Here is a 23,378-nt window from a genome sequence, read left to right as displayed (position 1 = left end):
AGGAATGTCTTTTTATGAAAGTAGAGCACGGGGGAAATGCGGCAGCTTTGGCTGAGGAATTTGGTTTTTCTCTAGAAGATTGTCTGGATTTCAGTGCCAATATCAATCCTTTGGGGATTTCTCAAAAGCTGAGGGCTTGTCTGACCGAGTCCATTGATTGGCTGGTTCATTATCCAGACATCAGCTACAGCCACTCCAGAGAGCTTTTGGCACATCATCATGGCCTAGAAAAGGACAATGTCCTGCTGGCAAATGGTGCGGTAGAAGTCTTTTATGAGCTGGCCCGCTTCCTGCGTCCAAAAACTGTCCTGACTCTGAGCCCTACTTTCATGGAATATGAAAAAGCCTTCTTGCAAGTGCAGGCCAAGGTGGAGCGCTTTAGCCTCCCTTCCCCATCCTATGAGTGGAATCTAGCTGACATGTTGCCAGCCTTGGATTCACTGACTGCAGGAGACGCTGTACTCATCTGCAATCCCAATAATCCGACGGGTACCTTGATTCGGCGTACTGAGCTAGAAAAGCTAGCTGACTACTTGCAGGAGCGGCAAATCTTTTTGATACTGGATGAGGCTTTTATGGACTTTCTGGACAATGAGGAGGACTATAGCTTCGTCTCACGTCTGGCCACCTATCCAAATGCAGTAGTGGTGCGGTCTCTGACTAAGTTTTATGCTATTCCTGGTCTGAGACTGGGCTATGCTCTCAGCTGCCATCCAACTTGCTTTGATGAGATAGAGGGGAGCCGCGCTCCTTGGTCGGTCAATGCTATGGCGGACCAGGCCCTGCCTGTCCTTTTGGAGGATCAGGCCTATCAGCAAGCTACCAAGCAGTGGCTTCGAGTAGAAAGAGATTTCCTTTTTCAAGGGCTGACTGTATTTTCACAGATTCGGCCAGTCAAGCCTAGTGTCAACTATATCTTCTTTGAGTATCTAGGTCAGCAGGACCTGCGTCAGGAGCTTCGGCAGAGAAAGATTTTTATTCGTTCCTGTCAAAATTATCATGATCTGTCAGAACGGCATTACCGCATAGCCATCCGCAGCCATCAGGAAAATGAACAGCTTCTGGCTTGTCTGACAGAGGTCTTGGCGAAAGAGGCTCCTTATGACTAAGGGTATGGTTTCCTGTCCAGGTTCCTGCGGTGAATTATTTCAAGGTTTAGCAGGAGAGCAGGAGGTCCTGCTCTCCTATGGGATTGAGAAGCGAAGTCGAGTGAGATTGGATGGAGCTTCGTCTCTCGCAAGGCAAGCCCAAGGTGAAAAGGTAAGGCGAGCTTTGGAGCTCCTGCCTGTGGCCAATGCTTTCTCTTTTGTTCAGGAGTCAGACCTGCCTATCAGCAAGGGCTATTCTAGCAGCACTGCTGATATGATTAGCTACCTGCAGGCAGCTGCTCTGGGACAAAAGCAGCTTCTAAAGGCATCAGATTTGACTCGTCTCTGTGCTAAGATTGAGCCTACTGACTCGGTGGCTTTTGCGGACTGGACGGTCATTAATCCCCTGACTGGTCAAGTGGTCTGGCAGACAGACTGGCGACCGGAGCTCTATGTCTATATCTTGGAGCCTGTGGAGATGGTGACAACTCTTGACTTGGTTCGGATGAAGGACAGTCCTAGCTATCCGGCTGAGGAGTCTAAGCGTTTGCTTCCTCTCTTTCAGGAGGCTTGTCAGGAGAAGAGTTTGGAAAAGATTGGCCATTTAGCGAGCTATAGTGCTTTGTTGAATAACCAACGGCTGCCCAAACCCTATCTGAAAGAATTACTGAATTTGGTAAAAGAACACCAGTGTTTAGGCCTCAATGTTGCCCATAGTGGTACATTGGTTGGTCTGTTGCTGAGCAGGGAACAGCTAGAAGTCTTGCCTAAGCTAGAGGCTGAACTATCTCGCTCAGCCAGTGGGGCTTATTATCAGACTCGGACCTTGAGCAGGATTATTTTTGAAGGGGTGCAGCCGGTCAGGGAGGAGATAGACTAGTTTGAAAGACTTAGAAAAAATTATTGAGCAGATTCTTCCGATAGACAAATACAAGCTTCAAGAAGGACAGAGCTACTGCGATCAGCTTGGAAAGCCGCCAGGCTCCTTGGGAAAGCTAGAGACTATCTATGCTCGCTTGCATGCCATGTTTTCTGGTCCCATTGATTTGGAAAAGAAGATTGTTCTCGTCTATGTGGCAGATAATGGCATCGTAGCTGAAGGCGTTTCTGCCAATCCTCAAGAAACGACCTATACTGTTGCTCGCAATATTCTAGCAGGGAAGTCAGGCTTGTGTGCTATTTCCAAACATGCAGGTTCAGACATCTGCCTGGTAGACATTGGTTGCAAGAAGGATATCTTTGAGGAAAATAAGGACAAGGTTTGTCATGGGACGCGTAATATGCTCAAGAAGCCGGCCATGACCCGCGAGCAGGCTATAGCGGCAATTCTAGTCGGCTACAAGAAGGCAGAGGCCCTGATCAAAGACGGCTATCGTCTCTTTGGAACAGGAGAAATGGGGATTGGCAACACCACCACCTCAGCTGCTGTCATTGCAGCGGTTCTCGGCCTTAAAGCAGAAGACGTCACCGGCTATGGAGCTGGTCTGACTCAGGATATGAAGGCTCATAAAACAGCCATTATTCAGCAGTGTCTGAATCGTCACACTCCTTATGGAGATATTCTGGATCTGACCGCTAAGCTTGGTGGGCTAGATATGCTGGCTATGGCAGGCACTCATCTCGCCTGTTCCCGCTATCAGCTGCCATGTGTAGTGGACGGTCTTATCTCTCTGACGGGGCTTCTGATTGCCCATCAGCTGACTCCTCATGTCTTGGACTATACCTTTGCTTCCCATGCATCGACGGAGCCTGCTTACAGACTGATCAGTGACTTTCTAGGACTGGAGCCCATGCTTTTGTTGGACATGCGACTAGGTGAAGGTTCGGGCTGTCCTTTGGCTTTCTTTCTGCTTGAAAATGCTGTTTATACCATGGAACACATGCCGACCTTTGCTGAAGGCAGTTTGAAAGAAGAAGATTATGTTGATATTCGCAAAAATGTGACTTAAAGGAGGAAAAATATGCAACTCTATACAAAAACAGGTGACAAGGGCTTGACCAAGCTAGTTGGCGGCCAAAGTGTTGCCAAGGATGCGGAACGAGTTAATGCTTACGGAACCATTGATGAGCTGAACTCTTGGATTGGTTATACTATTACCAAGCTGGACAAGGATGATAAGCTGAGAGATGAGTTGCTCCAGCTGCAGCATTATCTCTTTGACTGTGGTTCAGACCTCTCTACTCCTCAGGGAGTTTACCCTTATAAGGTCGATCAGCAGCTGATTGACTGGATTGAGGAGAGGATTGATACCTACGCAGAAATTCCACCAGCTTTGGAAAGGTTTATTCTGCCGGGCGGTGACGAGATTGCTTCTATGATTCATGTAGCTCGGACCATTGCAAGACGGGCAGAGCGTCATATCGTAGGGACTATGTGGACCACGGAAATTAACAATAATGTCCTGATTTTTGTCAACCGTCTGTCAGATTACTTCTTTGCCTTGGCTCGAGTAATCAACTTTACCAAACATCAAGAAGACGTGGCCTATGAAAGAGGTGCCAAGGTCTTCCACAATATCACCAAGGCGGATGTTGAGCGTTGGGCTAGCAAGCGCCAGTGATAAAAAGAAACAGAAAAAGTTCTGTCTTTCCAAATTGACTTTTACCAAGTCTTGGAAGGACAGAACTTATTTTGATCTTCTAAAAAAAGAAAGCCGCCTATACATCATCGTATCTTCATGCTAAGCTTCGTTGATTAGCACTAGCTTTCCAATTATTGACTCTGCTCCTTTGCAGAAAGACAAGAGAAACCTCATCTTTAGAAAATTAACGTACTTAAACGTAGAGTCAATAATGGAAACTAAGCTAAAATGTTTGTTCCAAACTGACATCACTACCTTACATCGAGGCATGAAATCTACTAAAATTTAAGAATAAAGACCTGACTTAAAGCTGAAAAGCTTATCACAGTGGCGGGACCGCGCTGGATTTGCACCAGACTTCCATATCCTTAAAAGTACTAAAATCAATTTCCTAGTAACTAGATTGTAACACCTTTCACAGGTAATTACAAGGAAAACGAATCAAATTTTAATAAAAATTTAATCCTTCAAATAAGCTTGGCTTTGCAAGGAGAAGCAGCACTAAAAACTTCTTATATTAATGACTTTTTTATTGCTATGAAAGCGCTTTTGTGTTATAATTCAATATAGTACAAAGGGGTACTGAAGATAAATAAGCAATGAAGCTATATGAAAATGCTGTGACGTGTGTAGGGGAGCAGTCTTATTTTCATATAGCTTCTTTTTGTTTAAAAACAGATACAACAGAAAGGAGAAAAGATGTATAAGATTTCCTATAAGACTGAATTGCATGTGGGCAAGGGCGCTCTGCAGCAATTAAGCCATTATAAAAACGAGCATATTTTAGTCGTTGCCGATCCTTTTTTGAAGACATCTGGCACGCTGGATGCTATTTTAGCCAACTTTGATGACAGCAATGATATTGTTGTTTTCACAGATATTGTGCCTGATCCGCCAATCGAAACGGTTGTGGCTGGCATCAAGAGTGCTGGAGACAAGCCAATCAGCATTGTGCTTTCTATTGGCGGAGGCTCTGCCATTGATGCTTCCAAGGCTATGTATTATTTTGCCAAGAAGCAGGGTGCCTTCTCAGAGGCCATTCTCATTGCCATTCCTACAACAAGCGGAACTGGATCTGAAGTAACGTCCTTTTCTGTAATCACGGATGCAGAGAGAGGGACCAAATATCCTTTAGTGACCAAAGAAATCCTTCCGGATGTTGCAATCTTAGATGCGGATTTGGTTCTGTCACTTCCTGGTAACATAACGGCTGACACTGGAATGGATGTATTGACCCATGCCATTGAAGCTTATGTATCGACCAAGGCTACGGACTTCTCTGATGCCTTGGCTGAAAAGGCAATCAAGCTGGTCTTTGAATACCTGCCTAAAGCCTACAAAAATGGTCAGGATGTAGAAGCGCGTGAAAAGATGCATGCAGCATCCACTCTGGCTGGTATGGCCTTTAACACAGCTTCTTTGGGTATCAATCACAGTCTGGCACATGCGGCAGGAGCTAAGTTCCATGTACCTCATGGTCGTTTAAACAGTATTTTAATGCCCCATGTCATTCAGTATAATGCTGGTATCGAATTCAACAATCGGAACCGGCAGGCGACAGACAAGACTGTAGCGAGCCGCTATCAAGATATTGCCAAACTATTGGGATGCAGTGCTTCAAGTCCTGTGTCAGGAGTAAGACAGCTGGTTGAAGCCATCAAGAAACTACAAAGAAAGCTGGAGATGCCAACTTCTCTGAGAGAATATGGTGTGAAAGCAGATGCTTTTGCTCAGTACAAGGTAGAAATTTCAGAAGCTGCCCTGCATGATGGCTGTACTCCGACTAACCCTCGTGTCCCTACGGCAGAAGAGCTGCTTAAAGTATTAGAGAAAGCGTTTTAATCCTCTGAATTGCTGTTATGCCAAAATTATTGTATAATGATTAAGAGCATGCAGTACACTTCTGAACGTTTAAAATCATGAAGAAGGTTTACTAAATTGGAAGAAAAACAAAGAATGATACAGGAATACGTTCCTGGGAAACAAGTGACCTTGGCGCACCTTATCGCCAATCCTGATGAAGTCATTTTTGAAAAATTGGGATTGCAGGCAGAAATCAAGGATGCGATTGGAATCTTGACGATCACTCCGAGTGAAGCGGCTATCATTGCGGTTGATATTGCGACCAAGGCTGCGGATGTTCAAGTTGGTTTTGTGGATCGTTTCAGCGGCTCTGTCGTGATGACAGGTGACGTTTCTTCTGTTGAGGCAGCTCTCATTGCCGTTTTACAAGGTCTGGAAGAGATTTTGGGCTTCTCCAGCACTGTCGTAACGCGGACATAAAAAATCAAACTGTCGAGGGGAAGTATGAAGGGCAGAATACTAATTGTTGATGATGATCCAATTGTAAGATTAGATATCCGAAATATATTAGAAGCAGCTGATTATGAAGTGGTGGCTGAGGCATCCGATGGCTTTGAGGCTATTGATTTGTGTCAGAAATATCGTTGTGACTTGGTCATGATGGACATCAAGCTTCCGCTTTTGGATGGCCTGACAGCGGGTAAGAAAATACTCGAAGATGCTTTAGCCTACAGTGTGATTCTACTGTCAGCCTACAGTGATGAACACTATGTTCAAAAAGCTAAAACCAATGGGATTAGTGCTTACTTGGTTAAACCTTTGGATGCCAAGTCCTTGATTCCTATGGTAGAGGTCTGCATTGAGAAGGGCCGCCAGCTTCAGCAGATGTCCAATGAAATGGTCAAGCTGTCGAAAAAGATAGACGATCGGATTGTGATTGAAAAGGCCAAAGGCTTGTTGATGGCTCGTGATCATTTGTCAGAGCCAGAAGCTTTCAAGCGCATTCGGACAATTAGTATGCAAAAGAGAGTGCCAATGATTGAGATTGCCAAATTGCTGGTGCTCCAAGATGATGTGTAATGATGTATAAAGATAAGATAAAGCAGCTTTGTCAGGAACAGACAAATTTGGATGAGGCTGATATCGAGCATCTTGTCCAACAGGCTGACGAATTATTGAAAAACTCAGCTTATGCCAATGAAGATGTCTTCATTGACGTAAAGAACATCTTTTCGGAACATGCCATTGTCATCTTTCACAAAAAACCGGAAAGCAAGCTCAGCTTGTACGAAAACTCGGTCGTAGGTGCTATGGCCTATCTGGAAAATGAGCCAGGTGTTATCCGGACCTTGGAGACGGGCGCTCCCTCGATTGGGCTTTCGGCCAGATCGCAGGAGGGCTTAGCCATCCATCAGACGGTCTTTCCGATAGTGAGAGAAGAGCGCGTCATTGGAACGCTGATTATCGAAAGAAATGCTCCACAGACTTTGCCGGACCACTTTTCTTTAGATAAAGAGGACGACGATTTTGAGTTACGGAGCAATCCTGAGATTACAGCGCAAGAGCAGTTTGTTTTATTTGATCATATTGACGAAGCTTGTCTGGTCTTTGACCGGCAGGGCTATCTCAAGTATTTCAATCAAGCAGCTGCCGACTCTTATCGCCATAAGTTAGGCTATATGGACTCGATTGAGGGAATGCACTATAGCAATCTGGTCTTAGACAGTCTGACTTTTGAAGAAATCCAGCAACTGGGACCGCAAGCCCCTCAAGAAAAACCTCACCAAGTTGAGGTACATTATGGCACTTATTGCTTTTTGGTCAAGCGCTACTTGCTGGCTGAGAGTGAAAATGTGGTCATGATCTGTAAGGATATTACAGACATCAAGGAAAAGGAAGCGCAGCTCTTAACCCATACAACTACCATTCGTGAAATGAACCATCGGGTAAAGAATCACTTGCAAACCGTTGTTTCCTTGCTGCGACTACAGGCTCAGCAAAGTCCAGGAGCAGAAACCAAAAAAGCTCTTAATGACAGTATGAATCGTGTGCTCTCTATAGCAGCGACTCACGAGCTCCTGTCTTCTCAGCAGGATGACAGCATTCAGATTGAGCATCTGCTGAAAAAAGTTATCGAAAATGTTCAGAGCTGTTTTTTCGGGCATAGGGAAATAGCCCTGACCTACAGCTTGGAACCGGAACTCTGTCTCGACAGCAGCCGGGCTACTTCACTGGCGCTAATCGTCAATGAATTACTGCAGAATAGCTATGAGCATGCTTTTAAGGATAAAAAAAATCCAGAAAAACCGCAAATCCGTTTGCAGGTTGGATTTAAAAATGATATAATAACTTTAAAAGTACTGGATAATGGTAGCGGTTACAATCAAGAGCATTCCTTTGAGAATCATCTGGGCCTACTCTTGGTGGAGCGCTTTGTCCAAGGAAAATTGTTTGGAACCTTGTCTATCCACTCAGACCATGAGGGGACGATAACGACCATTCGTTTTAAAAAATAAATACTACCAGACTAACAATGATGTCAGTCGAAAAAAGCAATGACGCTTGAAGAATGTAAATGAACTCTGTTTGTTTGCATTGCTTTGAGCGTCTTTTTTTGGAGGTTTTTAGTATGTCAGATAAAATTTTGAGTGTGGGGCTTGATATCGGGACAGCCACTACACAGCTGATCCTTTCAGAGCTTACCATCGAGAATATTGCTTCTGTGTTTACTATTCCTCGTGTCTATATTACAGATAAAAAAGTTCTTTATAAAAGTGAAATTATCTTCACACCAATTTCGGATCAACTTTTGATCGAGGTAGATAAGATCAAAAACTTTGTTCTGAATGAGTATGCGAAAGCAGGCATTCAGAAAAAAGATATTCAGATGGGGGCAGTCATCATTACTGGTGAGACAGCTCGAAAGGAAAATGCCAGTCAGGTGCTGCAAGCCCTGAGTGGCTATGCTGGTGACTTTGTCGTTGCGACGGCCGGCCCAGACCTTGAGAGTATCATCGCTGGTAAAGGGGCCTGCAGTCATCAGTATTCCCAAGAGCATCATACATCAGTCGTCAATATTGATATTGGTGGGGGGACTTCCAATCTGGCAGTTTTCCGAGAAGGAGATGTGATTGATACAGGGTGTTTTGATATCGGAGGTCGGCTAATAAAGATGGATCCGCAGACCCAGCGGATTAGCTATATTGCTCCAAAACTGCAGACTATCATTGCAGAGCAGGGGCTTCAGCTGGCAGTTGGTGAAACAGTCCATCGGGCTGATTTGGATCGGCTGATTCAAGAAATGGTCTCCGTATTAGAACAGTCTGTAGGAATTGACAATCACAGTCCTTACTATGAGCTCCTACAGACCAACCACGGTCTCAAGTTGAACTATGATCTCCACTGCGTATCTTTCTCTGGTGGTGTAGCTGATGGAATATACTTGGAAACGACCTCGGCGGATGATTTCCGCTATGGGGATATCGGTATCTTGCTAGGCAGGGCGCTGAGCAAATCCAAGATTTTTGATCAAAAGAAAGTCATCCAGTCAGCTGAGACTATCCGGGCAACCGTTGTTGGAGCGGGCAGCCATACGACCGATGTCAGCGGCAGTACCATTACCTACATCTCCGATATCCTCCCTATTAAGAACATTCCAGTTCTCAAACTGGCTGCTTCTGATGAGCATGAGGATAAGGAGGGACTGCAGCAGATTATCAGGGACAAGGTGGCCTGGTTCACACTGGAAAATGAAGTCCAGCAGGTGGCTTTGGCAATCAATGGAGAAAAAAGCCCAAGCTTCGCCCGGGTTTTGGAATACGCAGAGGCTATTGTCAGTGGAATGAGCGAAAGCATTGAAAAGAAAATTCCGCTGCTAGTGGTGGTCAGAGAAGATATGGCCAAGGTATTAGGTCAATGTCTCTTTGCTCAGTTGCCTAAGGATTATCCATTTGTCTGCATTGACTCAGTGGATGTTCAAAATGGCGACTATATCGATATTGGTAATCCAGTTATCGAAGGCTCGGTCCTACCGATTGTCGTGAAAACATTGGTGTTTAATTAAACTTTTATTTACACAAAGGAGGAAGTAATCCATGATTTTGAAAACAAAATTGTTTGGTCGGCTTTACGAATTTAAATCCGTAAAAGAAGTGCTGGCCAAAGCCAATGAGTACAAATCCGGAGATCAGCTAGCCGGAGTAGCAGCAGAATCTGCTGAAGAGCGTGTCGCTGCTAAGGTTGTACTAGCTCAGCTGAAACTGTCTGATTTGTTCAATAATCCAGTAGTGCCTTATGAAGAAGATGAAGTAACACGGATTATCATTGACGACGTCAATCTTCGTACTTACGAAAAGATTAAGAACTGGACAGTAGAAGAGCTGCGTGAATGGATCTTGGATAACAAGACTAAGAACGTGGACATTCAGTGGCTGTCTCGTGGGTTGACTTCTGAAATGGTAGCAGCGGTTGCTAAGTTGATGACCAACTTGGACTTGATTGTAGCTGCCAATAAGATTGTCATTACCAAACATGCCAATACAACGATTGGTATGCCGGGAACATTCTCTTCTCGTCTTCAACCAAACCATACCACAGACGATCCAGACGGGATTATGGCTTCTACTATGGAAGGTTTTGCCTATGGATGTGGGGATGCTCTCTTAGGATTGAACCCAGTAGACGACTCAGTAGAAAGCGTCAAGCGGGTCTTACATAAGTTTAACGACTTTATCGAAGAGTACAAGATTCCAACTCAGCACTGTGTGCTAGCTCACGTTACTACTCAGATTGAAGCCATGAATCAAGGTGCTCCGACAGGATTGGTCTTCCAGTCTATCGCTGGATCTGAAAAAGGAAATGAAGCTTTTGGTTTTGATGCTAAAATCATTCAAGAAGCTTGGGATACAGCTCTGAAAGTGGGAACAGCTGCTGGACCGAATGTCATGTACTTTGAAACAGGTCAAGGTTCTGAACTTTCATCTGACGCTCACCATGGAGCAGACCAAGTGACTATGGAAGCTCGTTGTTATGGTTTCGCTAAACGCTTCGATCCATTCTTGGTAAATACCGTTGTTGGATTTATCGGACCTGAATATCTCTATGATTCTAAGCAAGTTATCCGTGCTGGTTTGGAAGACCATTTCATGGGCAAACTGACTGGTATCTCAATGGGTTGTGATATCTGTTACACTAACCACATGAAGGCTGACCAAAACGACGCTGAAAATCTCTTGGTTCTTCTCGGAGCAGCTAATGTTAACTACATCATGGCGATTCCTCATGGTGACGATATCATGCTTAACTATCAAACAACTGGTTACCATGAAACAGCAACCATGCGTTCACTTCTCAATAAACGTCCAATCAAGGAATTTGAAGAGTGGATGGAAAAGATGGGCTTGATGGAAGATGGCCACCTGACAGAAATCGGCGGAGACGGCTCCATCTTTATGAGACAAAATTAGCAAGGAGGAAATCATTGTGGATGAATTGCAATTAAAAGAAATGATTCGCTCATTGTTAAATGAGATGGGCGGCGACTCAGCTGCTAAAGAAACAGCAGCGACTGACCAGAATAAAGTTGAAAAATCTGCAGTTTCTCTGCAGGAAGAAGTCAAACAAGACACTTCAGTGATAGAAGATGGCGTCATTCCAGATATAACAGAAGTAGATATCCAGGAACAGTTCTTGATTCCGAATGCCATCAATGAAGAAGCCTACCGGAAGATTAAGAAATTTACTCCGGCACGTCTGGGCTTGTGGCGGGCAGGTGATCGCTACAAGACACAAACTGTTCTGCGTTTCCGAGCAGACCATGCGGCAGCTCAGGATGCGGTCTTCTCCTATGTTTCAGATGACTTTATCAAGGAAATGGGCTTCATTCCTGTACAGACAAAGGCAGTTACTAAGGATGAGTACCTGACACGTCCAGATTTTGGCCGCATCTTCCCAGAAGATCAGCAGGCGATTATCAAGGAAAAATGCAAACCTAATGCCAAGGTTCAGATTGTCGTTGGTGATGGTCTTAGCTCATCAGCTATCGAGGCTAACGTCAAAGACTTCCTGCCAGCTCTGAAGCAAGGTCTGAAAATGTTCGGACTGGACTTTGGCGAAGTACTCTTTATCAAGCATGCTCGGGTTGCAGCTATGGACCAAATCGCAGAACTGACTGGTGCAGAAGTTATCTGTATGCTGGTCGGTGAGCGTCCAGGTCTAGTAACAGCTGAGTCCATGAGTGCTTACTTGGCTTACAAGCCAACAGTTGGTATGCCAGAAGCGAAACGGACCGTTGTTTCCAATATTCATAAAGGCGGAACACCAGCCGTTGAAGCTGGGGCCTATGTAGCAGAAATCATTAAGAAGATTCTTGATAATAAGAAATCAGGAATTGATTTGAAATAATAGGAGGTAGTGGCTTTGAAAAATGATCGATTAGGTGCAAATGTATTGAGTGCCCTTCTGATTTCGAACGTGGATGCAGGTTTGGCAGCTTCTTTGGAGCTTAAACCACATCACAGAAGCCTGGGAATTATCACTTCTGACTGTGATGATGTCACTTATGTAGCCTTGGATGAAGCAACCAAGGCAGCAGATGTCGAAGTAGTCTATGCTCGCAGTATGTACGCTGGTGCAGGCAACGCTTCAACTAAGCTGGCTGGTGAAGTCATCGGTATCTTGGCTGGTCCAAACCCAGAAGAAGTTCGCAGCGGTCTGGATGTAGCAGTCTATGAAATCGAAAATGGGGCTAGCTTCTACAGTGCCAATGATGATGACAGCATTCCTTATTTCGCTCATTGTATCTCTCGTGCAGGTTCTTACCTGTCAGAGGGGGCTAATGCGGAAGAAGGAACAGCGATTGCTTACTTGATTGCTCCACCGGGTGAAGCTATGGTGGCACTGGATGCGGCTTTGAAAGCGGCAGATGTGCAAGTTGGAGCCTTCTATGGACCACCGAGCGAAACCAACTTTGCCGGCGGTCTTCTGGTCGGATCACAGTCAGCATGCCGAGCTGCCTGCGACGCATTTGCGAATGCAGTCATCGCAGTAGCAAATGATCCTAAAAGTTATTGATTAGGAGTTGATTAAATGGCAGATAGAGCACTAGGTTTAATTGAAGTAAAAGGTTATCTAGGTGCTGTAGTTGCGGCAGATGCGGCTTTGAAGGCTGCCAATGTATCATTGCTTAATATTGAAACGGTCAAAGCTGGTTTGAACACAGTTCAATTAATAGGCGATGTCAGTGCAGTCCGCTCAGCGGTTGATGCGGCAGTTGAGTTGGTACAGGATAAACCTTACTATCTGGCCAGCCATGTAATTTCTAGGTTGGATAACCAGACAGACCTTCTCTTTGCACCAAAGAGAAATAGTAAAACAGCTAAAAAAGAGATTGCTTCTACGGCGGAAACAATCCCTTCAGAAAAAATCGAAGAAAAGCCTCAGCCTGTAAAGGAAACTAAGGCTAAACCAGCAGAGAAGCTTGAAGGAGAGACAAGGACCTACACCAGAGAAAAACTGGAAAAACTAAAAGTCGTCGAACTACGCAGCCTTGCCTATCATCAAGAAGGTATCCGTCTCAGCAAGAAAGAAATAAAATTTGCCAACAAGAAACTTCTCGTTGAGACTTTGATGGAAACAATAGGAGAGGAGTAATTGCGGATGTTTTTAGAAGATAAAGATTTGGTATCGATTCAGGAAGTAAGGAATTTGATTCGGGATGCAAAGAAAGCCCAAGCAGAACTTGCTAAAATGAGCCAAGAGCAAATTGATACCATTGTAAAAGTAGTAGCGAAAGCTTGTTATGATGAGCGTGAACGCCTAGCCAAAATGGCGGCTCAGGAAACAGGCTTTGGCCGCTGGGAAGACAAGGTATTGAAAAATGCTCTTGCTTCCAAAGGTATTCTTGAAGAAATCAAGGATATGAAAACTGTTGGGGTTCTCCGCGAAGACAAGGAAAAGAAAGTCTTGGAAGTTGGGGTTCCAGTCGGCGTCATTGCTGGCTTGATTCCATCAACCAACCCGACATCAACAGTTATGTATAAGGCTTTGATCGCTTTGAAGGCAGGAAACAGTATCGTCTTCTCTCCTCACCCAAATGCTCTTAAAAGTATTGAGGAAACGGTGGAAATCATCAAGAAAGCTGCTAAATCAGCTGGCTGTCCGGATGGAGCCATCAGTGCGATTCATCGGGTATCCATCGCAGCTACCAATGAGTTGATGCGACACAAGGATACAAATCTCATTTTGGCGACTGGCGGAAATGCAATGGTCAAAGCAGCATACTCATCTGGTACACCAGCAATCGGTGTAGGTCCTGGTAATGGTCCAGCCTTCATCGAAAGAACAGCAGATGTGCCAAAAGCAGTTCGTCAGATTTTGGATTCTAAAACCTTTGACAATGGTGTGATTTGTGCATCTGAGCAGTCTATCATCGTCGAAGAAGATATGAAGGAAAAGGTTGTAGCAGAGTTCAAGAAACAAGGTGCTTACTTTGTTCCAGCAGAAGATGCTAAGAAACTGGGTGCCTTCATTATCCAGCCGAGTGGTGCGATGAATCCGAAGATGGTTGGTAAAACACCTCAGGTGATTGCTGAGTTAGCTGGTATTTCAGTTCCAGCTGATGCTCGGGTCTTGATTGCAGAAGAAACAGGCGTCGGCAAGCAGTATCCATATTCTATGGAAAAACTGGCTCCAGTCTTAGGCTTCTACACTGTCAAGGACTGGTTGGAAGCTTGTGAGCTGAGCATTAAGATCTTGCATCACGAAGGTGCAGGCCACACTCTTGCTATTCACAGTCAAAACGAAGAAATTATTCGTGAATTTGCACTGAAAAAACCAGTATCTCGCCTGCTGATCAATACGCCAGCAGCTCTGGGTGGTGTCGGTGCAACGACTGGTCTCTTCCCAGCCTTTACTTTGGGTTGTGGAGCTGTGGGTGGCAGCGCGACATCTGATAATGTCAGCCCGCTCAATCTCTTCAATATCCGTCGTGTAGCTTACGGAACAGCTGAACTGTCAGACCTGCGACAAGCAGAAAATATGGCAGTGGAAGAACCAAAAGCAGTAGCAGTTGACGGATCAAACGAAGAAGAACTGGTAACCTTGTTGGTTCAACGCGTATTGGAAAAACTAAAATAGTCAATATTAAACATTAAAATTGGAGGATACAATCATGGCAATCACAAATGCATTAGGAATGGTAGAAACAAAAGGACTCGTCGGCGCAATCGAAGCAGCTGATGCAATGGTTAAAGCCGCTAACGTAACTTTGATTGGTAAAGAACAAGTCGGTGCTGGATTGGTAACTGTAATGGTTCGTGGTGATGTCGGCGCAGTCAAAGCAGCGACAGATGCTGGAGCAGCTGCAGCTGAAAACGTTGGTGAATTGATTTCAGTTCATGTAATCCCACGTCCACACGCAGAAGTAGAAGTAATCTTGCCTCATCAAGAATAAGATTACAGACTTTCGGATAAAATTAAAAACAAGAAAATAATTGGAGGAAATAAACATGGCAAACGCAAATGCATTAGGAATGGTAGAAACAAAAGGACTCGTCGGCGCAATTGAAGCAGCTGATGCAATGGTCAAAGCCGCTAACGTAACTTTGATTGGTAAAGAACAAGTCGGTGCTGGATTGGTAACTGTAATGGTTCGTGGTGATGTCGGCGCAGTCAAAGCAGCGACAGATGCTGGAGCAGCTGCAGCTGAAAACGTTGGTGAATTGATTTCAGTTCACGTAATTCCACGTCCACATGCTGAAGTGGAAGTTATTCTGCCCAAATAATCTGGGACAGATAAATATTTGCTGAAGGGGCCTGTATTATAGCGTTTAGGTCTTATACAGGCCCCTGAGGCAAATAGAATACTCAGTGAAAATGAAGCTTATGGGCAGTAGCTCTATACGTAAACGAAAATCTTGATTTTCGAAGAGTATCAGATTGATTTTCACAGAGTATCAACGGAGTAGAAGGATGTGAATACATGTCAGTTTTTACAGAAGCTAAGATCAGAAAGCTTTATAGAGAATCCGTTCTCGCTGATAACGGTGTCTTTGAATTAAACAAAGATGAAAAACTGACGCCAGCAGCCAGAGGTTTTCTCAATGATCACCATATTCGAATTATCTGTTCAGGTCAGACCAAAGGGAAAACAGACTCAGCTGCTGATGCTATCAGGGTGCCGATTACAAACCTTGAGGACTCTGCTGTGTATCCACGACTATTTAGACTGACTAAACTTTATACTTGCTTTTTGAAGAACCAGAGAGAATTGCATCAGGCTTTTCAGGATGAAAAGTGTGAGCAAGTTGGCCAACTATTGAATATAGTAGAACAAATCGTTGGCCAGCATATTCTGGATGATATTTCTGATTACCAGACAGACCTGCCTAGCAATGCAGAATTGCAGGCCATTCGGGTCAGTCGACAGCTCGATCAAGAAACGGTTATGATGAGTTATCAGGAGCCGACTTGGCAGCTGAATTGCTATGAAACATATATCGAAACGACCCTCCTGCGCAAAGAATTGGAGCAGGCTGCTGATGGTGACAGAGATCAATTTGCTTGTAAGGTTTCTCAATTATTAAAATCAATTGAAGTCTTGCTCTGGTTGATAGCAAGCTAATAACAAGAGAAAGAAGAACAGCAATGACTTTAGAAAATTTGGTAAATAAAGTAATTGATAAAGTTCAGGAAGAATTGCAGGGGTCATTTGAGGTAGAGGCGAGCGGACGTCATGTCCATTTGAGTCAGGAAGATTTGGAAGCCTTGTTTGGTCCCAACTATCAATTAACAAAAGCAAAAGACCTATCACAGCCAGGCCAGTTCGCTAGTCAAGAAAGGCTGACAGTTGTCGGTCCAAAAGGCGCTTTTCACAATGTGGTTATTCTGGGGCCTGTTCGCAAACATTCTCAGGTAGAAGTTTCCCTGACCGATTGTTTGCAGCTGGGCACCAAGGCTCCCATTCGCGAAAGTGGTGATATCGAAGGAACACCGGGTGTCATCTTGGCTCATGGGGACAAGGCAGTTTGTCTGGATAAGGGCCTGATTGTAGCTAAGCGTCATGTTCATATGACACCGGAAGATGCCGAACGTCTGAATGTAAAAAATCACGAGATTGTACAAGTCAGAGTAGAAGGTGCTCGTCCGCTGATTTTTGACGATGTGGTTATCCGTGTTAGTCCCAAGTTTGCGACTTATATGCATATTGACTACGATGAAGCCAATGCTTGTGGTTTCAAAAAAGGAACACGCGGACGGATTATTAAAAAATAAGTCCTATGAGCAAATAAAAGGTAGGTAAAGAATGGAAAATCTAGATCATTTGGTAGATTTGATTACAGACCGCCTGATGGAAAAGTTGAAGAAAAAGCCTCAGAAACCCTCAGTATACGTCATTGGAGGCGATAAGATTCCTGACTTATTAGAAGGGGAAGGCTTTCAAGTCGTAAAAGATTCTTGCACAGCAGAGATTGTTGTTGTTGAGTCGCTTGGTTTTGATGCTTTTCTAAGACTCTCATCCCTTTGCCCTTTAGCGGTGGAGGAAGCAGTCATTTTAAAGAGTCTTTTGAAAGGCAAAAAAGTCCTCGTATCAGACAGCGCCTTTGCTATTCAGCAGTACAAGCAATCTTCTAAAGTGTACTTGTATCAGGAACTGCAGGGACAGCGAGAAAAGCTGATTCGCTACGGTCTGCAATTTTATAAAGAAGGCCAACTCTTAGCACTCCTAGAAAGCGATCAGGCTGAAGAGCCTCGCCCGGAAGTGAAACGGGCGGTGGCAGAAGAAGTCAGCCAGAAGACTAAGGCTCCGAGCAAGCCGGTTTTGCTTACAGAGAAGAGGCTGAGAGAAATGGGCTTACCTGAAAATGGAAACTTTAAAATAGAAAAAGGAATGATTGTGACAGCCTTGGCGAGAGATTATCTAAAACGTCAAAAAATAGAAATCATAGAATAAAGGAGTGGGTAGAGATGTTTGTTGGTAAAGTAAAAGGAAGCCTTTGGGCGACTAGAAAAGACGAAAATTTAAATGGTTTGAAATTTTTAGTGGTCGAACGGCAGCTAAATGAACATCAAAGTGACCCAGCTCTGCTTATTGTGGCCGACTGCATCGGTGCAGGCGAAGGAGACCAAGTAATGGTAACCACTGGCAGTTCTGCCCGGATGAGCCTAAATAAGACGAATATCCCTGTGGATATGGTCGTTGTGGCTATCATTGACAAGGTTGACTATCACAGTGATGAAGAATATTAGAAACTAAGGTAATGTTATGAGTATCAATGAAATTATCATTTATATCATGGTTCTATTCATGCTGATCGGTGCAGTGGATAAATGTATCGGTGGCAAACTAGGACTAAGTGAAAAATTTGAAGAAGGAATCATGGCTATGGGAGCTTTGGCTCTGTCTATGGCTGGGATTATGGTAATCGCTCCCCTCTTGGCGGATGTCTTGAAACCAATTGTCGTGCCTTTGTATGGCTTGGTGGGCGCTGACCCGTCTATCTTTGCGACAACCTTCATTGCCAATGATATGGGAGGAGCTCCTCTGGCTCTCAGTCTGGCTCAGGATCCAGCAGTAGGAAATTTCGCTGCCTTTGTACTGGGCTCTATGATGGGGCCAACCATCGTCTTTACGATTCCAGTTGCCTTGGGTATTATTGAAAAAGATGACCGTCCGCTTTTGGCTCGCGGAATCCTATACGGTTTGGTAACTGTTCCGATTGGCTGTCTCCTTGGAGGAATTTTCGTGCCAGGTCTGCCTTTTGGAACCTTGGTTGTCAATCTTATCCCGATTATCATTGTATCTGCTCTGATTTTCATAGGATTGCTTTTGGCACCTAATGCCATGATTAAAGGTTTTGAAGTGTTTGGTCAGATTATTGTTATCTTGGCAACGCTCGGTTTGGCTTTTGGTGCAGCTCAGCTTCTGACTGGAAATGAATGGCTCATCAGCCTCTATCCAAAAGGTGCTGAGACACTGAAGGAAGCCTTTGAAGTTGTCGGAACGATTGCCGTAACCTTGGCTGGAGCCTTTGGTCTGGTAGCTGTCTTTACCAAGGTAGCCAACAAACCGCTTTCTGCTATCGGAAAATCCCTAGGAATGAACGAAGTTGGTGCAGCTGGTTTGGTAGCTTCTTTGGCTAATAACATTGCCATGTTCCAGATGATGAAGGATATGGACAAACGCGGTAAGATTATCAACGTAGCCTTTGCTGTATCTGCTTCCTTCGTTATCGGAGATCACCTAGGCTTTACAGCCGGTCAAAAACCGGAAATGATTGTGCCGATGATGATTGGTAAATTTGTCGGCGGTATCACAGCGGTATTACTGGCTTTCTTCCTAACGAAGAAGGAAGCTTAGACTTGGAGGTATGAAGTATGGCAGATATTAATCGTTCTGACCTAGAAACATTGGTTCGTAAGATTTTATTGGAAGAATTAGCCACTAAAGATGGTGGGAAGAAAGTCAGCAAGGCAGGCGTAGCTTCTATCGCCCTGCCTGGTCTGGATGTTCGTCCAGAAGATCGCTTGGATACAGGTGATGCGAGCCATCAAGTTTATACACGAGATTTGCTGACCTTAGATGAAAGCCCAAGATTGGGCTTGGGTCTGATGACCATGGAAAAGACAACTTTCCCTTGGCATCTGGACTATGATGAAGTGGACTATGTTATTGAAGGGCGTCTTGATATTATCGTTGGTGACGAAGTCATGACAGCTGGCCCTGGCGAAGTACTCTTTATCCCTAAAGGCAGCGACATTCAGTTCTCTGTCAGAGATAAGGCCCGCTTTATCTATGTGACTTATCCGGCTGACTGGCAAGGCTAGTTTGTTGGAGGATTGAACTATCAGATTTACTAGAATGGCAGGACAGCGGCCTGCTGTCCTGCCATTCTGTAATGAAGGAAAATAAAAAAACAGATAGAAGATGAGCAACCCTGTGAAAAGTTTATCATCTGTTATCTGTCTCTGCGATTGTTATTTCTGAAGGGAAAGGCCTGTCAAGTATATTTCTTGTAGGCTTAGCTTGGCATTCCTAAAAAAGTTGGTTAGGCCCTTTTTGAGAATGCAGAATTTTTTCCTTTATAAAAAACAACCATACTCATTTTAACAGAAAACCTTAGAATAATCTATTCTTTTGACCCCCAAAAAGTAAAAAAATAGAATCAGAAAGAGGTGCATAGTTATGGTGCTCCCCTTATCTGATTTCTCTATTTCCTAAAAATGTAAGCGCTTCAAAAAATGTGTCAGCGAAAGGAGTTGTCTTATGGAAAACAAATGCAATATTACAGAATTTGTCGGTGTTAATCCGATAGGCGATACAATTGGACTTGTCATTGCCAATGTGGACCAGCAGGTGCTGGATGCTATGAAGCTAGAAAAGAGCTATCGCTCAATCGGTGTGGTCGGTGCTCGTACCGGTGCAGGTCCTCATATTATGGCCGCAGATGAAGCGGTCAAAGCAACCAATACAGAAATTGTTAAAATCGAACTGCCTCGTGATACCAAGGGCGGTGCTGGACACGGAAGTTTGATTATCTTCGGTGGTGAAGATGTATCAGATGTCAGACGAGCTGTGGAAGTAACCTTGAAGGAAGTGGATCGAACCTTTGGTGATGTTTATGCTAATGATGCAGGGCATATTGAACTCCAATATACTGCGCGTGCTAGCTATGCTTGCCAGACTGCCTTTGGTGCTGAATACGGCCGTGCCTTTGGCTTGATTGTCGGAGCACCTGCAGCCATTGGTGTTGTCATGGCAGATACAGCTGTCAAGGCTGCCAACGTTACTGTTGTCGGCTATGCTTCTCCAGGAAATGGTGGCACCAGCCACTCAAACGAAGCCATCCTCTTTATCAGTGGGGATTCTGGAGCAGTTAGACAATCAGTTATCTCAGCGCGTGAAGTTGGACTGGCACTTTTAGGCAGTATGGGTGACGAGCCAACCAACTCACAGCCATCTTACATTTAAGAGTGAGAGGGAGGAAACGGTATGAGATCCAAACGTTTTGAAGTATTAAGCGAACGCCCTATCAACCAAGATGGATTTGTAAAAGAATGGGTTGAAGAAGGTTTAGTGGCTATGGAAAGCCCCAATGATCCTAAACCCAGTATCAAGATTCAAAATGGGAAAGTGGTTGAGTTAGACGGCAAACCAAAAGAAGAATTTGACCTGATTGACCAGTTCATTGCCAACTACGGGATTGACTTGAGCCGCGCTGAAGAAGTTATTCAGATGGACTCACGAGAGATTGCCAATAAAATATTGACACCGAATGTGCCTCGGACAGAAATCATCAAGCTGACCAAGGCCATGACTCCGGCTAAAATCATTGAAGTAGTCAATCAGATGAATGTCGTGGAAATCATGATGTGTCTGCAAAAGATGCGGACCCGTAAGCAAACAGCTACTCAAGCCCACGTCACTAATGTCAATGATAATCCAGTTCAGATTGCTGCAGATGCAGCTGAAGGAGCTCTGCGTGGTTTTGCAGAGCAGGAAACAACGGTTGCCGTAGTGCGTTACGCTCCTTTTAATGCCCTGTCTCTGATGATTGGCTCCCAAGTGGGCCGTCCTGGGGTACTGACTCAGTGCTCCTTGGAAGAAGCGACAGAACTAGAATTTGGTATGCGTGGCTTTACGGCCTATGCTGAGACCATCTCTGTTTATGGTACAGAAGATGTCTTCACTGATGGAGATGATACACCTTGGTCCAAGGCCTTTCTGGCTTCCGCCTATGCCTCTCGTGGACTCAAGATGCGCTTCACTTCCGGTACAGGGTCTGAAGTGCAGATGGGACAAGCCGAAGGCAAGTCCATGCTCTATCTGGAAGCTCGCTGTCTCTACGTAACAAAAGCAGCTGGGGTTCAAGGAACTCAGAATGGATCGGTAAGCTGTATCGGTATTCCAGCAGCTGTTCCGAGTGGTATTCGGGCGGTCGTTGCTGAAAACTTGATTGCCAGCATGCTGGACTTGGAATGTGCTTCATCAAATGACCAAACCTTTACTCACTCAGACTTACGTCGCTCCGTTCGGACTTTGATGCAGTTTGCGCCAGGTACAGACTTTATCAACTCTGGCTACTCTGCTACGCCAAACTATGACAATATGTTTGCCGGCTCTAACTGGGATGCGGAAGACTTTGACGACTACAATGTCCTGCAACGTGACCTGCGGGTAGACGGTGGTCTTCGTCCTGTACGTGAAGAGGAAGTTGTGAAGGTTCGGAACAAGGCGGCACGCGTTATGCAAGCTCTTTTCAAGGGCTTGGGCCTGCCGCCGATTACCGATGAAGAAGTCGAAGCAGCGACCTATGCTCATGGCTCTAAAGATATGCCAGAGCGGGATAAGGTTGAAGACATCAAGGCTGCTCAAGGTATTCTGGAACGCGGCGTTCAAGGAGCCGATTTGATCAAAGCCTTGGCTAATAATGGCTTCCCAGAAGTTGCCAATGAGCTGCTCAATTTGTTCAAGCAACGTGTAGCAGGGGATTTCCTGCAAACATCTGCTATCTTTGATCGAGATTGGAATGTTATTTCAGCGGTGAATTCACCGAATGACTATGTTGGTGTCGGTACAGGCCATCGTCTGGTCGGTGAAGAATGGGAAAAAGTCAAAGACATTCCTAAAGCGATTGACCCGCGTGATGTATAGGAGGAGCTAAGATGACAGAGATAAATGAAACTTTACTGCGCTCCATTATTGCAGAAGTGATGAAAGAAATGAGCGCCAATACCAACGAAACAGCTGCTGCAACAAGCGAAAAGCCTGCCACAAAGCCTGTGTCCAATGAAAAAGCTGTCATCCGTACAGTTGGTGTGGCTAAGCCTAGTCAATCAACGGATGAAGTCGTTATTGCAGTTGGACCTGCCTTTGGAGAACAGCAGGTGAAGACGATGGTGGACATTCCTCATACGGAAGTACTGCGTCAGCTGGTGGCTGGTATCGAAGAAGAAGGGCTCAAGGCTCGCATTGTCAAGGTCTATCGTTCTTCTGACGTTGCCTTTGTAGCGGTAGAAGGAGACCACCTGTCTGGTTCTGGCATTTCTATCGGTGTTCAGTCTAAGGGAACAACGGTTATTCACCAACGTGATTTGCCACCGCTCAGTAATCTGGAACTCTTCCCGCAGGCACCTTTGTTAACTCCTGAAACCTATCGTTTGATTGGTAAAAATGCTGCTAAGTATGCTAAGGGTGAAACACCAAATCCGGTGCCAACCCTTAACGACCAAATGGCTCGTCCTAAGTACCAGGCCTACTCAGCCTTGCTGCATATCAAGGAAACGAAACTGGTTAAAAGAGGAAAACCAGCTGATGAATGTCAGGTGATTTAATGCATATGATGTCTACAAGGAGAAATCAGAATGAGTGAATCAGTAGAAACATTAGTAAAACAAATATTAGCCGAGCTAAGCGACAGCGGCTCAGCTAGTCAAGGAGCAACCAGTCGTCCTGTCAGTTCTGATGAAGCGACAGCGGCTGATTATCCTATTTCTAAAAAACACCCAGACTGGATAAAGGTTGGTCAGGATAAGAAATTCGAAGATATTACACTGGAAAATATCTTGTCTGGCTATGTAACAGCAGAGGATTTGCGGATTAAGCCAGAGATTTTGATCAAGCAAGGTGAAATTGCTAAGAATGCCGGCCGCGAAGCAATCCAGTATAACTTTTCTCGGGCTGCGGAACTGACCAAGGTTCCGGATGCGCGTGTGCTGGAAATCTACAATGCCCTGCGTCCTTACCGGTCTTCCAAACAGGAATTATTGGACATTGCCAATGAATTGGAAAACCAATATGGAGCTGTTATCTGTGCGGGCTTTGTCAGAGAAGCTGCTGAAAATTATGAGCGCCGCAAGAAGTTGAAAGGCGACAACTAATCCGGTTTTATCAAGGCTATTTTAGGTT

At 44.8% G+C, this 23,378-nt stretch carries 25 protein-coding genes, 1 pseudogene and 1 riboswitch; all 26 genes and pseudogenes read left to right on the top strand.

The window, feature by feature from the left end:
- The first annotated feature begins 14 nt into the window (after positions 1–14).
- The 26 genes and pseudogenes from cobD to J1C81_RS09085 all read left to right on the top strand — a co-directional run bounded on the left by cobD (position 15) and on the right by J1C81_RS09085 (position 23,350).
- Positions 15–1,109, top strand: coding sequence for a threonine-phosphate decarboxylase CobD (gene cobD, locus J1C81_RS09210; protein ID WP_002915836.1), 1,095 nt, complete (start codon positions 15–17; stop codon positions 1,107–1,109).
- Entirely contained in the window at positions 1,102–1,968 is an 867-nt protein-coding gene (locus J1C81_RS09205; RefSeq protein WP_002915835.1) for a hypothetical protein, read from the top strand. The genes cobD and J1C81_RS09205 overlap by 8 nt, the downstream gene beginning before the upstream one ends.
- Position 1,969: 1 nt before the next feature.
- Positions 1,970–3,037, top strand: a complete 1,068-nt coding sequence (gene cobT, locus J1C81_RS09200) for a nicotinate-nucleotide--dimethylbenzimidazole phosphoribosyltransferase (protein WP_002915834.1) — start codon at positions 1,970–1,972, stop codon at positions 3,035–3,037.
- A gap of 12 nt (positions 3,038–3,049) precedes the next feature.
- Positions 3,050–3,649, top strand: coding sequence for a cob(I)yrinic acid a,c-diamide adenosyltransferase (locus J1C81_RS09195; protein WP_002915832.1), 600 nt, complete (start codon positions 3,050–3,052; stop codon positions 3,647–3,649).
- A 261-nt stretch (positions 3,650–3,910) separates the two neighbouring features.
- A riboswitch (adenosylcobalamin (AdoCbl) riboswitch) is annotated at positions 3,911–4,059 on the bottom strand.
- Positions 4,060–4,369: 310 nt separating this feature from the next.
- On the top strand, positions 4,370–5,512 hold the full coding sequence (locus J1C81_RS09190; protein WP_002896393.1) for a 1-propanol dehydrogenase PduQ: 1,143 nt from the start codon (positions 4,370–4,372) through the stop codon (positions 5,510–5,512).
- Between the two features lie 96 nt (positions 5,513–5,608).
- Complete coding sequence (locus tag J1C81_RS09185; RefSeq protein WP_002898216.1) at positions 5,609–5,953, top strand: BMC domain-containing protein; 345 nt, start codon at positions 5,609–5,611, stop codon at positions 5,951–5,953.
- A 24-nt stretch (positions 5,954–5,977) separates the two neighbouring features.
- Positions 5,978–6,553 carry an ANTAR domain-containing response regulator gene (locus tag J1C81_RS09180; protein ID WP_002902510.1) on the top strand — a complete coding sequence of 192 codons (576 nt, stop codon included), beginning with the start codon at positions 5,978–5,980 and terminating at the stop codon, positions 6,551–6,553.
- Positions 6,553–7,989 (top strand): sensor histidine kinase, encoded by a 1,437-nt coding sequence (locus J1C81_RS09175; protein ID WP_002915831.1) that lies wholly within the window; start codon positions 6,553–6,555, stop codon positions 7,987–7,989. Before J1C81_RS09180 ends, J1C81_RS09175 begins: the two co-directional genes overlap by 1 nt.
- A 113-nt stretch (positions 7,990–8,102) precedes the next feature.
- The gene (gene eutA, locus J1C81_RS09170) at positions 8,103–9,536 is read left to right on the top strand and encodes an ethanolamine ammonia-lyase reactivating factor EutA (protein ID WP_002915830.1); all 1,434 of its coding nucleotides are present in this window, start codon (positions 8,103–8,105) and stop codon (positions 9,534–9,536) included.
- Positions 9,537–9,567: 31 nt separating this feature from the next.
- Positions 9,568–10,938 carry an ethanolamine ammonia-lyase subunit EutB gene (locus J1C81_RS09165; protein WP_002915829.1) on the top strand — a complete coding sequence of 457 codons (1,371 nt, stop codon included), beginning with the start codon at positions 9,568–9,570 and terminating at the stop codon, positions 10,936–10,938.
- Between the two features lie 16 nt (positions 10,939–10,954).
- Positions 10,955–11,875, top strand: coding sequence for an ethanolamine ammonia-lyase subunit EutC (gene eutC / locus J1C81_RS09160; protein WP_002915828.1), 921 nt, complete (start codon positions 10,955–10,957; stop codon positions 11,873–11,875).
- A gap of 15 nt (positions 11,876–11,890) precedes the next feature.
- Positions 11,891–12,544 (top strand): ethanolamine utilization microcompartment protein EutL, encoded by a 654-nt coding sequence (eutL, locus tag J1C81_RS09155; protein ID WP_009659835.1) that lies wholly within the window; start codon positions 11,891–11,893, stop codon positions 12,542–12,544.
- A gap of 15 nt (positions 12,545–12,559) precedes the next feature.
- Positions 12,560–13,123 (top strand): BMC domain-containing protein, encoded by a 564-nt coding sequence (locus J1C81_RS09150; RefSeq protein ID WP_002915827.1) that lies wholly within the window; start codon positions 12,560–12,562, stop codon positions 13,121–13,123.
- 6 nt (positions 13,124–13,129) lie between these two features.
- The gene (locus J1C81_RS09145) at positions 13,130–14,608 is read left to right on the top strand and encodes an acetaldehyde dehydrogenase (acetylating) (protein ID WP_002915826.1); all 1,479 of its coding nucleotides are present in this window, start codon (positions 13,130–13,132) and stop codon (positions 14,606–14,608) included.
- A gap of 34 nt (positions 14,609–14,642) precedes the next feature.
- A complete protein-coding gene (gene pduA / locus J1C81_RS09140; protein WP_002915825.1) occupies positions 14,643–14,924 on the top strand; it encodes a propanediol utilization microcompartment protein PduA in 282 nt (93 codons plus the stop codon).
- 55 nt (positions 14,925–14,979) lie between these two features.
- Positions 14,980–15,255, top strand: a complete 276-nt coding sequence (gene pduA / locus J1C81_RS09135) for a propanediol utilization microcompartment protein PduA (RefSeq protein WP_002896373.1) — start codon at positions 14,980–14,982, stop codon at positions 15,253–15,255.
- Between the two features lie 197 nt (positions 15,256–15,452).
- Positions 15,453–16,094, top strand: coding sequence for a hypothetical protein (locus J1C81_RS09130; RefSeq protein WP_002915824.1), 642 nt, complete (start codon positions 15,453–15,455; stop codon positions 16,092–16,094).
- 23 nt (positions 16,095–16,117) lie between these two features.
- A complete protein-coding gene (gene eutD, locus J1C81_RS09125) occupies positions 16,118–16,744 on the top strand; it encodes an ethanolamine utilization phosphate acetyltransferase EutD (RefSeq protein ID WP_002896361.1) in 627 nt (208 codons plus the stop codon).
- Positions 16,745–16,775: 31 nt separating this feature from the next.
- The gene (locus tag J1C81_RS09120; RefSeq protein ID WP_002915823.1) at positions 16,776–17,423 is read left to right on the top strand and encodes a hypothetical protein; all 648 of its coding nucleotides are present in this window, start codon (positions 16,776–16,778) and stop codon (positions 17,421–17,423) included.
- Between the two features lie 14 nt (positions 17,424–17,437).
- Entirely contained in the window at positions 17,438–17,719 is a 282-nt protein-coding gene (locus J1C81_RS09115; protein WP_002896356.1) for a EutN/CcmL family microcompartment protein, read from the top strand.
- Between the two features lie 16 nt (positions 17,720–17,735).
- On the top strand, positions 17,736–18,830 hold the full coding sequence (locus tag J1C81_RS09110; RefSeq protein WP_002896353.1) for an ethanolamine utilization protein EutH: 1,095 nt from the start codon (positions 17,736–17,738) through the stop codon (positions 18,828–18,830).
- 17 nt (positions 18,831–18,847) lie between these two features.
- Positions 18,848–19,297 carry a cupin domain-containing protein gene (locus J1C81_RS09105; protein WP_002896350.1) on the top strand — a complete coding sequence of 150 codons (450 nt, stop codon included), beginning with the start codon at positions 18,848–18,850 and terminating at the stop codon, positions 19,295–19,297.
- A 433-nt stretch (positions 19,298–19,730) separates the two neighbouring features.
- Positions 19,731–20,441, top strand: a pseudogene (pduB, locus tag J1C81_RS09100) (propanediol utilization microcompartment protein PduB); the annotation flags it as partial.
- A 21-nt stretch (positions 20,442–20,462) separates the two neighbouring features.
- The gene (locus J1C81_RS09095; RefSeq protein ID WP_002896348.1) at positions 20,463–22,124 is read left to right on the top strand and encodes a propanediol/glycerol family dehydratase large subunit; all 1,662 of its coding nucleotides are present in this window, start codon (positions 20,463–20,465) and stop codon (positions 22,122–22,124) included.
- An 11-nt stretch (positions 22,125–22,135) separates the two neighbouring features.
- Positions 22,136–22,804, top strand: a complete 669-nt coding sequence (locus J1C81_RS09090) for a propanediol/glycerol family dehydratase medium subunit (protein WP_002915822.1) — start codon at positions 22,136–22,138, stop codon at positions 22,802–22,804.
- A 30-nt stretch (positions 22,805–22,834) separates the two neighbouring features.
- Complete coding sequence (locus tag J1C81_RS09085) at positions 22,835–23,350, top strand: diol dehydratase small subunit (protein WP_002896345.1); 516 nt, start codon at positions 22,835–22,837, stop codon at positions 23,348–23,350.
- The last annotated feature ends 28 nt before the right edge of the window (positions 23,351–23,378 follow it).

Source organism: Streptococcus sanguinis, from assembly GCF_050225395.1.
In the GTDB taxonomy this organism is placed as follows: Bacteria; Bacillota; Bacilli; order Lactobacillales; family Streptococcaceae; genus Streptococcus.
This window is presented reverse-complemented; position numbering and strand designations above follow the sequence as displayed.

Coding starts and splice junctions, on each gene's coding strand:
- cobD (WP_002915836.1), top strand. CDS start 15: ATGAAAGTAGAGCACGGGGGAAATGCGGCAGCTTTGGCTGAGGAATTT.
- J1C81_RS09205 (WP_002915835.1), top strand. CDS start 1,102: ATGACTAAGGGTATGGTTTCCTGTCCAGGTTCCTGCGGTGAATTATTT.
- J1C81_RS09195 (WP_002915832.1), top strand. CDS start 3,050: ATGCAACTCTATACAAAAACAGGTGACAAGGGCTTGACCAAGCTAGTT.
- J1C81_RS09190 (WP_002896393.1), top strand. CDS start 4,370: ATGTATAAGATTTCCTATAAGACTGAATTGCATGTGGGCAAGGGCGCT.
- J1C81_RS09180 (WP_002902510.1), top strand. CDS start 5,978: ATGAAGGGCAGAATACTAATTGTTGATGATGATCCAATTGTAAGATTA.
- J1C81_RS09175 (WP_002915831.1), top strand. CDS start 6,553: ATGATGTATAAAGATAAGATAAAGCAGCTTTGTCAGGAACAGACAAAT.
- eutA (WP_002915830.1), top strand. CDS start 8,103: ATGTCAGATAAAATTTTGAGTGTGGGGCTTGATATCGGGACAGCCACT.
- J1C81_RS09165 (WP_002915829.1), top strand. CDS start 9,568: ATGATTTTGAAAACAAAATTGTTTGGTCGGCTTTACGAATTTAAATCC.
- J1C81_RS09150 (WP_002915827.1), top strand. CDS start 12,560: ATGGCAGATAGAGCACTAGGTTTAATTGAAGTAAAAGGTTATCTAGGT.
- J1C81_RS09145 (WP_002915826.1), top strand. CDS start 13,130: ATGTTTTTAGAAGATAAAGATTTGGTATCGATTCAGGAAGTAAGGAAT.
- pduA (WP_002915825.1), top strand. CDS start 14,643: ATGGCAATCACAAATGCATTAGGAATGGTAGAAACAAAAGGACTCGTC.
- pduA (WP_002896373.1), top strand. CDS start 14,980: ATGGCAAACGCAAATGCATTAGGAATGGTAGAAACAAAAGGACTCGTC.
- J1C81_RS09130 (WP_002915824.1), top strand. CDS start 15,453: ATGTCAGTTTTTACAGAAGCTAAGATCAGAAAGCTTTATAGAGAATCC.
- eutD (WP_002896361.1), top strand. CDS start 16,118: ATGACTTTAGAAAATTTGGTAAATAAAGTAATTGATAAAGTTCAGGAA.
- J1C81_RS09120 (WP_002915823.1), top strand. CDS start 16,776: ATGGAAAATCTAGATCATTTGGTAGATTTGATTACAGACCGCCTGATG.
- J1C81_RS09115 (WP_002896356.1), top strand. CDS start 17,438: ATGTTTGTTGGTAAAGTAAAAGGAAGCCTTTGGGCGACTAGAAAAGAC.
- J1C81_RS09110 (WP_002896353.1), top strand. CDS start 17,736: ATGAGTATCAATGAAATTATCATTTATATCATGGTTCTATTCATGCTG.
- J1C81_RS09105 (WP_002896350.1), top strand. CDS start 18,848: ATGGCAGATATTAATCGTTCTGACCTAGAAACATTGGTTCGTAAGATT.
- J1C81_RS09095 (WP_002896348.1), top strand. CDS start 20,463: ATGAGATCCAAACGTTTTGAAGTATTAAGCGAACGCCCTATCAACCAA.
- J1C81_RS09090 (WP_002915822.1), top strand. CDS start 22,136: ATGACAGAGATAAATGAAACTTTACTGCGCTCCATTATTGCAGAAGTG.
- J1C81_RS09085 (WP_002896345.1), top strand. CDS start 22,835: ATGAGTGAATCAGTAGAAACATTAGTAAAACAAATATTAGCCGAGCTA.